This is a genomic window from Sphingomonas sp. Root720 (genome assembly GCF_001428605.1).
Lineage (GTDB): Bacteria > Pseudomonadota > Alphaproteobacteria > Sphingomonadales > Sphingomonadaceae > Rhizorhabdus.
The window spans coordinates 43,763-50,594 of record NZ_LMID01000004.1; the positions used below are offsets into that span (position 1 = coordinate 43,763).

Annotated in this window: 10 protein-coding genes; 8 read left to right on the forward strand and 2 right to left on the reverse strand. The window is 59.0% G+C overall.

The window, feature by feature from the left end:
• Positions 1 to 26 precede the first annotated feature (26 nt).
• Together ASE22_RS06920 and ASE22_RS06925 are read left to right on the forward strand one after the other, a co-directional pair.
• A complete protein-coding gene (locus ASE22_RS06920) occupies positions 27 to 1,040 on the forward strand; it encodes a rod shape-determining protein (RefSeq protein ID WP_056356678.1) in 1,014 nt (337 codons plus the stop codon).
• A gap of 98 nt (positions 1,041 to 1,138) precedes the next feature.
• Positions 1,139 to 1,570 carry an Rrf2 family transcriptional regulator gene (locus ASE22_RS06925; RefSeq protein ID WP_056356700.1) on the forward strand — a complete coding sequence of 144 codons (432 nt, stop codon included), beginning with the start codon at positions 1,139 to 1,141 and terminating at the stop codon, positions 1,568 to 1,570.
• 18 nt (positions 1,571 to 1,588) lie between these two features.
• On the opposite strand, the gene ASE22_RS06930 is transcribed toward ASE22_RS06925, so the two are convergent.
• Positions 1,589 to 2,083: a DUF6306 domain-containing protein gene (locus ASE22_RS06930; protein WP_056356680.1), complete on the reverse strand. Its 495-nt coding sequence runs from the start codon at positions 2,081 to 2,083 to the stop codon at positions 1,589 to 1,591.
• The gene (locus tag ASE22_RS06935; RefSeq protein ID WP_056356682.1) at positions 2,080 to 2,928 is read right to left on the reverse strand and encodes a LysR family transcriptional regulator; all 849 of its coding nucleotides are present in this window, start codon (positions 2,926 to 2,928) and stop codon (positions 2,080 to 2,082) included. The genes ASE22_RS06930 and ASE22_RS06935 overlap by 4 nt, the downstream gene beginning before the upstream one ends.
• A 454-nt stretch (positions 2,929 to 3,382) precedes the next feature.
• Here ASE22_RS06935 and ASE22_RS06940 point away from each other — a divergent pair, with 454 nt between their 5' ends.
• From ASE22_RS06940 to ASE22_RS06960, 6 genes are all read left to right on the forward strand, one after another.
• Positions 3,383 to 3,652 carry a hypothetical protein gene (locus tag ASE22_RS06940; protein ID WP_056356684.1) on the forward strand — a complete coding sequence of 90 codons (270 nt, stop codon included), beginning with the start codon at positions 3,383 to 3,385 and terminating at the stop codon, positions 3,650 to 3,652.
• Between the two features lie 95 nt (positions 3,653 to 3,747).
• Positions 3,748 to 4,389 (forward strand): peroxiredoxin, encoded by a 642-nt coding sequence (locus ASE22_RS26100; protein WP_065846511.1) that lies wholly within the window; start codon positions 3,748 to 3,750, stop codon positions 4,387 to 4,389.
• Positions 4,386 to 5,060, forward strand: coding sequence for a carbonic anhydrase (locus ASE22_RS26105; RefSeq protein ID WP_082545408.1), 675 nt, complete (start codon positions 4,386 to 4,388; stop codon positions 5,058 to 5,060). Before ASE22_RS26100 ends, ASE22_RS26105 begins: the two co-directional genes overlap by 4 nt.
• Positions 5,057 to 5,488: a hypothetical protein gene (locus ASE22_RS26110; protein ID WP_082545409.1), complete on the forward strand. Its 432-nt coding sequence runs from the start codon at positions 5,057 to 5,059 to the stop codon at positions 5,486 to 5,488. Before ASE22_RS26105 ends, ASE22_RS26110 begins: the two co-directional genes overlap by 4 nt.
• A complete protein-coding gene (locus ASE22_RS06955) occupies positions 5,481 to 6,149 on the forward strand; it encodes a superoxide dismutase (RefSeq protein WP_156397206.1) in 669 nt (222 codons plus the stop codon). Before ASE22_RS26110 ends, ASE22_RS06955 begins: the two co-directional genes overlap by 8 nt.
• Positions 6,150 to 6,403: 254 nt before the next feature.
• Positions 6,404 to 6,784 (forward strand): GreA/GreB family elongation factor, encoded by a 381-nt coding sequence (locus ASE22_RS06960; RefSeq protein ID WP_056356689.1) that lies wholly within the window; start codon positions 6,404 to 6,406, stop codon positions 6,782 to 6,784.
• Positions 6,785 to 6,832: the final 48 nt, after the last annotated feature.

The window sequence follows — 6,832 nt, forward strand, 5'->3', positions numbered from 1 at the left end:
CGCGAAAATCGGCTATTGAGCCAGCCATGATCCGCTTCCCTTCTGCTCTTCGGCGATCCAAGCCAGACATTGCCGTCGATTTTGGCACCTCGAACCTTCGCCTGGTTAGCCGTGATGGCGGCATTATTTTTGACGAGCCCTCGCTCTGCTGCTTCTCACGCCAAGACGGTGTGACGAAATTTGTCGCGGCCGGCGCTGCTGTCCGCGCGATGCTGGACCGCACGCCGCGCGGCCTCACAATAAAGCACCCGCTGTGCAGAGGTGTGCTTCAGGATATCGAGGCTGCCAAAGAATTGCTCCGCTTTGCCTTGTCGCAAACTCGCAGCGCTCGCAGCGTGCGTTCGCCTTCAGCGCTCATCGGGATCCCCGCCGATGCGACACAGGCGGAACGCAGCGCCATGCTGACAGCGGCCAACGATGCAGGCTTTGGCGCCGTAGAGTTGATTTCGGAGCCGCTGGCCGCGGCCATCGGCGCCGGTATCGATGTGGAAGCGCCGCGCGGTGCGCTTCTCGTCGAATGCGGCGCGGCTACGACCGAAGTGTCGGTGTTTGCACTCGGCGGAAGTTGCGCTGCTGGTTCTGTCCGGGTCGGTAGCACAACGCTTGACCAGGCTATCGCCGACTATCTCCATTTGGAACATAAATTTCTGATCGGCCACAATACTGCCGAAGAAATGAAACTCGACTATGCTGGCCGGCAGCAGTCCAGCTCTTGCTCGAGTAGCGTGAGCATCACCGCGAAGGGGCGCTGCCTTCGCCGTGGATTGCCAATGACCCTAGAAATCCCACTGTCGGAACTCGACAGAATCGTAGACCGCCATTTCGAACAGATCGTGCGCGTGGTTCATGATGTGCTCGCGCAGACGCCCCCTGAGCTGAGCCAGGACATCTTCGATGTTGGCGTCATATTGACGGGTGGCGGAGCGCTTGTCCCCCGGATCGCCGACATGATTGCCCAGGCGACCCAGCTGCGCGTGACGGTCGCCGCCGATGCCACACATTGCGTCGCCAAAGGTCTTCATCATCTTCTGCAGGCCTGAACCATGTTGCAGGGTCTTTTCGGCCCTGGAGCCGCCTTACCGTTGCCCCTTAACATGTTTTTCTGATACAGGTATCCGGTGCGGCACAGGAGATGCATGTGCGTCTGACGCGCTACACCGATTATTCCCTCAGGGTGTTGATACACCTTGCTCTGCACGACGAACGCCTGTGTTCGATCGGCGAAATCTCACGGACCTACGATCTTTCTCACAATCATCTCATGAAGGTCGTCAACGCGTTGGCACATGAAGGCTTCATCGAGACGGTCCGTGGAAGAGCCGGCGGGATGCGCCTTGCCAGGTCGGCCGATCTCATCACCGTTGGCGAAGTCGTCCGTAAGACCGAAGAGGGCTTCCAGCTTGCCGATTGTTCCGGCTGCGCGCTCGCTCCGGCGTGCGGTCTGACCGGCGTGCTTGCACAAGGCATGCAGGCGATGATGACCGTGTTTGATTCCTTCACGATCGCAGACCTGCTCAGCGACCGCGCCACCATGCGGCGCCTCACGAACAAAGAGGCGCCTCTGGCATAGGATACAGCGTTTGTATGTCTATGCGGGGGCCTCGCCTGTTCCGGCAAGATAGGCTTCGGCCGTCTCGATATTGAGACGATGACTGATCAGCATCGCGTTCAGATCAGCATGAAGGCCCTCGTCGCGTACCCGCGGCAACAGGATCTCAAGCCTCTTGACCACCCATCGCTGCCCCCGGTTTAAAAAATAGAGCCGCTCCCGAAGATCTGTGATTGCGAGCGCCTTCCCGTAAAAATCGCCTACCTGGCGCGACGGCGCATGCCCTAGCCGCTTTATATGGCGGGTGAGCATGGCGCACCACCGCGCTTCATCCCTGCGCACCGTCCGCATCAAGTCGCGATGTCCTGGTTCGGCCGATTGCCTGGCGCTTGCCAGACTAACCCGCGCGCCGGCGCGCTCTGCTTCGAGCAGCTCGGTCAGTGCGCGCACAAGTTCGTCTCGTCCGGCATAACCCATATAGACGTCATCGGCTTGCGCTGCGTAACACACCGGGGAGGATGGTTCGTCGCTCATGCAGAGATGCTCGCTGCAGCTTTGAGACCCGCGCGAATGCGATCCATCACCCCCGGGTCGGCCTTTGCGCTGTGAACGACATAGGCTGAGTAGGAAAATTCGGGGCTACCGGGCACCAGGGCCAAGCGCCCTTCTTCCAGATAGGAGCGTATAAACCCTTTTCTGAAATAGCCGCTTCCACCGGTCGCAAGAATATAGTCCAGAGCGAGAGGACCATAGCTGATCGACACCACGGCATTGGGTTGGTCCGGAAAGGCCGCGTGATAACTGGCGGCAAACTCCTCCCCCCAATCGATCTGGACATGATCTTCAGGCCCCAAAGTTCGACTTGCGGGTGTAGTGCGGACGAGAACGAGCTTTTCCTCGAATAGCAATTCGGCGATGATTCCAGGCCGACTGGGCGCAGCATATAGCACTGCCACATCGAGGGTTCCGTCCTGAACCTGGCCCATGAGCCGTTCGGACGTGTCGATATGGGTGCTGACAGCGATTTCGGGACATTCGCGTCGCATCCACAAGAGCCAATGGCGCAGCAACGGACTCCACAAGCTGAGTTCGGCGCCGACCGTCACAACCGTTTCACGCCCGGGGGGTAGGGCGACGGCGCGGCGCGCGCGATCCCAGACCTGCACGAGCGTTGTTGCAAAGCGAAGGAATTGCTCACCGGCCGGTGTCAGCTTTGCCCCAGCTTTGTTGCGGATGAACACGGGCCGATCGAGCAGATCCTCCAGCACACGGATCCGGGCGCTGACAGCGGTTTGGGTCAGATTGAGATTGGCCGCAGCGCTGACGAAGCTGCCTGTCTTCACCACCTCCAGGAAAGTCCGCGCGACGTTGATATCCAAGGTTCAATATTCCTGCGGTTAATGAGCAATCAAATTCATTTGCTTGTTGGATGGTAATGAGCGGATCATCTTGCTGCAAGAGGAAGCATCGGCGCCTCCAAACCAGTTTGCCGTCGGCAAGAAAGTCCTCCCGCCATGAAGCCCTTCCGCCCAACCCCACCTCGCCCAGATCACGATATAAAGCCCTGGAAGCTATGGCTCACGCTGGCGATGCTGATCGGCGGCATCGCAGGGACGCTCTCGATATTCTATGTCGAGGGAATCATCAGCGCTGAGATCCTGAGCGCGGTCGTCGTATTCGTCAGTGGGATCTGTTTGAGCGTTGCCATATCGCTTCATGCCGAGCAGCGCGCGCGGCAGCGTCTTTCATACTCTGAGATTGCGCCACCCAGAGATATCATCGCTTATTTCACCCAGTCTACGCCCGCTCTACCGCATCAAAGGATTGCTCGGCATGTCCGCTGGCTCCGGCGAAACCGGAAAACAGATGATGATCGGCGGTCCTGACGACGATTCGGCAGATCGTAGCATGCCAAATCGGCCCGCAGGCCTGTATCTCGTGATGGCAGCCGGGCTGGCTTACGCGGCGCTGCGCATTCTGGTGTGGTTGCTTTGCCACGAAGGGGTCCTCTCCCCTGCCGACGTCGATTCTGTCGTGCTGCTTGCGCTTCCGTTTGCACTACTTTCGATCCTCATCATTGCGGCCAGACCGCCCCGCGATTAGGTGCAAATATTTTTATGTAAAAGCGGCATAACATTCATTTGTATGGTGTGGTGTGGTGCGGCATCTTAGGTATCTGAATTACAGAAGGATGCCCCATGGCGATTCAACTTGGACAAATCGCGCCGGATTTCGAGCAGGACAGCACTCACGGCCGCCTCCGCTTCCATGATTGGCTAGGGGATAAATGGGGCGTCCTCTTCAGCCATCCCAAGAATTTCACCCCTGTCTGCACAACCGAACTTGGCGAAGTCGCCAAACTGCGTTCCGAATGGGACAAGCGCAATGTTAAACCCATTGGTCTGTCGGTTGATCCGGTCGAAGCCCATCACAAGTGGGAATGCGATATTGAGGAAACACAAGGTGCCAAACTTGATTTTCCGATGATTGCCGATCCCGATGGCAAGGTTTCGCAGCTCTACGGCATGATTCATCCCGACAGTGATCCAACGGTAACCGTCAGATCGGTCTTCGTCATCGATCCAGCCCATAAGGTGCGATTGATCCTAACCTACCCCCCGTCGACCGGCAGAAATTTCCACGAAATATTGAGAGCCATCGACAGCCTTCAGCTCACCGATGCCAGAAGCATAGCGACACCGGTGAACTGGACACAGGGTGAACCCGTCGTGATCTCTCCGAAACTTTCAGACGAGGAGGCCGCCCGCCAATTTCCGCAAGGCTTCAAAACGATCAAACCTTATCTCCGCGTCGTTGATCTCCAGACATCAACGCTATGAACGAGCAAGTCAGCAGCGGTACGGAGAATGGAGGAACCGCGGCCACAATCGAGGGCCTGTCCACACTATTCGAACGCAATCGTCGCTGGGCCGCGGGAAAAACATCACGGGATCCCGCATTCTTCAAGCGCCTCGTGGGCCAGCAGCGGCCGCGCTATTTCTGGATCGGCTGCGCCGACAGCCGAGTGCCAGCGACCGAAATCGTCGACCTCGATCCCGGAGAAATGTTCGTTCATCGCAATGTCGCGAACCTCGCCCTGGCGCATGATCCCAACTTCGCGGCAGCTCTTCTGTTTGCCGTCGAGAATCTGCAGGTCGAGCACATCATCGTAGTGGGCCACTACGGCTGCGGAGGGATCCAGGCCGTGCTCTCGCCCGAAACATCCGACGCGATCGGCCAATGGCTGCAACCTGTGCGAGCGCTGCTGAATGAGCCGCGTGCCTCTCATGTCTGCGAACCCGATCATCTGTGTGAACGCAATGTGGCGGCCCAAATCGAAGCGCTCGCAACCAACCCGGTCATTTTGCGGCGATGGCGCGAGGGACCATCCTTGACGCTCCATGGCTGGGTATATGGGATCGGCGATGGTTTGCTCAAACAAGTCTGCCCTGCGCGCGCAGGGCCGGCCTCCCATGAACGACCGTCATCGACCACGGCATCGCCACCATGACGCTGTCAGCCCCCGTGCGAGACGCTGCATCAGCGAAGCGCGCCGAACTTTTGGCGGCTGCGATCGCGGCATGCCAGTCTTCTCCGGCGAGCAGCCGCAGTCTCGACGCGGAAATAGCAAGGGCAATCTTTGCAGGTCTCGCCGACCTGGCAGTGATCGAGCAGGGGGTCTGGCAACATGGCGATGGCAGCCGGGTGCGTGCGTTGCATTACTCGTCGCAGGAGCGTGCCGCAGCCACCCTCGTGCCAATGGGCGGCTGGATGGAACGCGCGGGTCGCGCGGCAATCGTTCATACGGCCGACGGCCATTGGGCTGGCGATCACGCTGTCGAGCCGATTGCTCTATGCATTGCGGCTTTGAGCGCAAGATTGTCACAATATTCGATTGGTTTGGGAAGAGGCAGCCTCTCGGGAGACTGGCATGAGTGAGCAACCGGAAAGGATGGCGCCCGTTTTTGAGTTGCCACCACTGCCCTATGATCTGGCCGATCTGGAACCGACTTTGTCCGCGCGGACCCTGGCCGTTCACCATGGCAAGCATCACGCACGATACGTAGACACGCTGAACCGCCTGCTAGCAGAGGAGAATTTTTCGGCGCACTCGCTTGAGGAGATCATTGCGATCGCACGGGCAAGCGAGACTACGGCTCTTTTCAACAATGCTGCACAGGCGTGGAACCACGCCTTTTTCTGGGAGAGCATGGCGAAAGCCAGATCGGCGCCGTCCGGACCGCTCGCCGAGGCGATCCAAGCCCATTTCGGCAGCACCGCCGCTTTAGCGGAAGCGTTCATTGCTGCGGGCGCCGGTCATTTTGGTTCGGGCTGGGTCTGGCTGATTGCCCGACATGGCACACTCGAGGTCGTTTCGACCCATGATGCAGCCACGCCGTTCCTCGAAGAGGGTAGCACGCCGCTCCTCACCTGCGATGTCTGGGAACATGCCTACTATCTCGATTATCAGCAGGACAGGCCGAACTGGCTAAAATCCTGGTGGGAGGAGCTGGCCAATTGGTCTTTCGCGGCGCAGCAGTTTGAGGCATCGCGCAACAGGAGCCCCGGTTGGCATTATCCTTTGCCCATCACTGGCTGAATGAGATGACGGTGCCGGAAACGCGGATCGCGACCCGCATCATTTGACTTTGTAACCGCCCGATTGCATCATGTACCGATGCAGACTCGACGCTGTCATTATCGCTTCCGCCACCATGGGGGTCAGCTTCTCGCGGGCATCTAGCCCCGGGTTCTGGTGCGCGCTGCCCCGAACTCGGGGCTTCTGACATATCCCGTTTCAACGGACCAGTCCGGCTCGGCCGGATGGCGTCACTCGCGGAAAGCGAAAATACTATGAGCAAGAGCAAGGCGAGCCGTCGGCCGCCCATCCATATGATCGAAGCCGAAGCTGATGCGCTTGCCGACCTCGCAATGGCAGCGCAAGATAGGCTACCGCAGGTGAGCGAGCTGTTGTTGACCGAAATCGGTCGCGCGAATGTGCACGCTGCCAATCGGGTCCCCCGCGACGTCGTCATCATGCATGCCCACGTCGAGTTCGTCGATGAAGCCAGCGGCAAGAATTATAGCTATCAGTTGGTCTATCCCCGCGATGCAGACATTGCCGCTGGTAAAATCTCCATTCTGACCCCCGTCGGGGCAGGCCTTATCGGCCTGCGCGAAGGACTGGATGCGCCGGTGACAAAGCAGGCCATCGGAACGCCGGCGTTGTGCTGAGCGTGGCGGAGTAAAATCCGGCCAGTGGTTAGGCTGATCCCTTTTGGG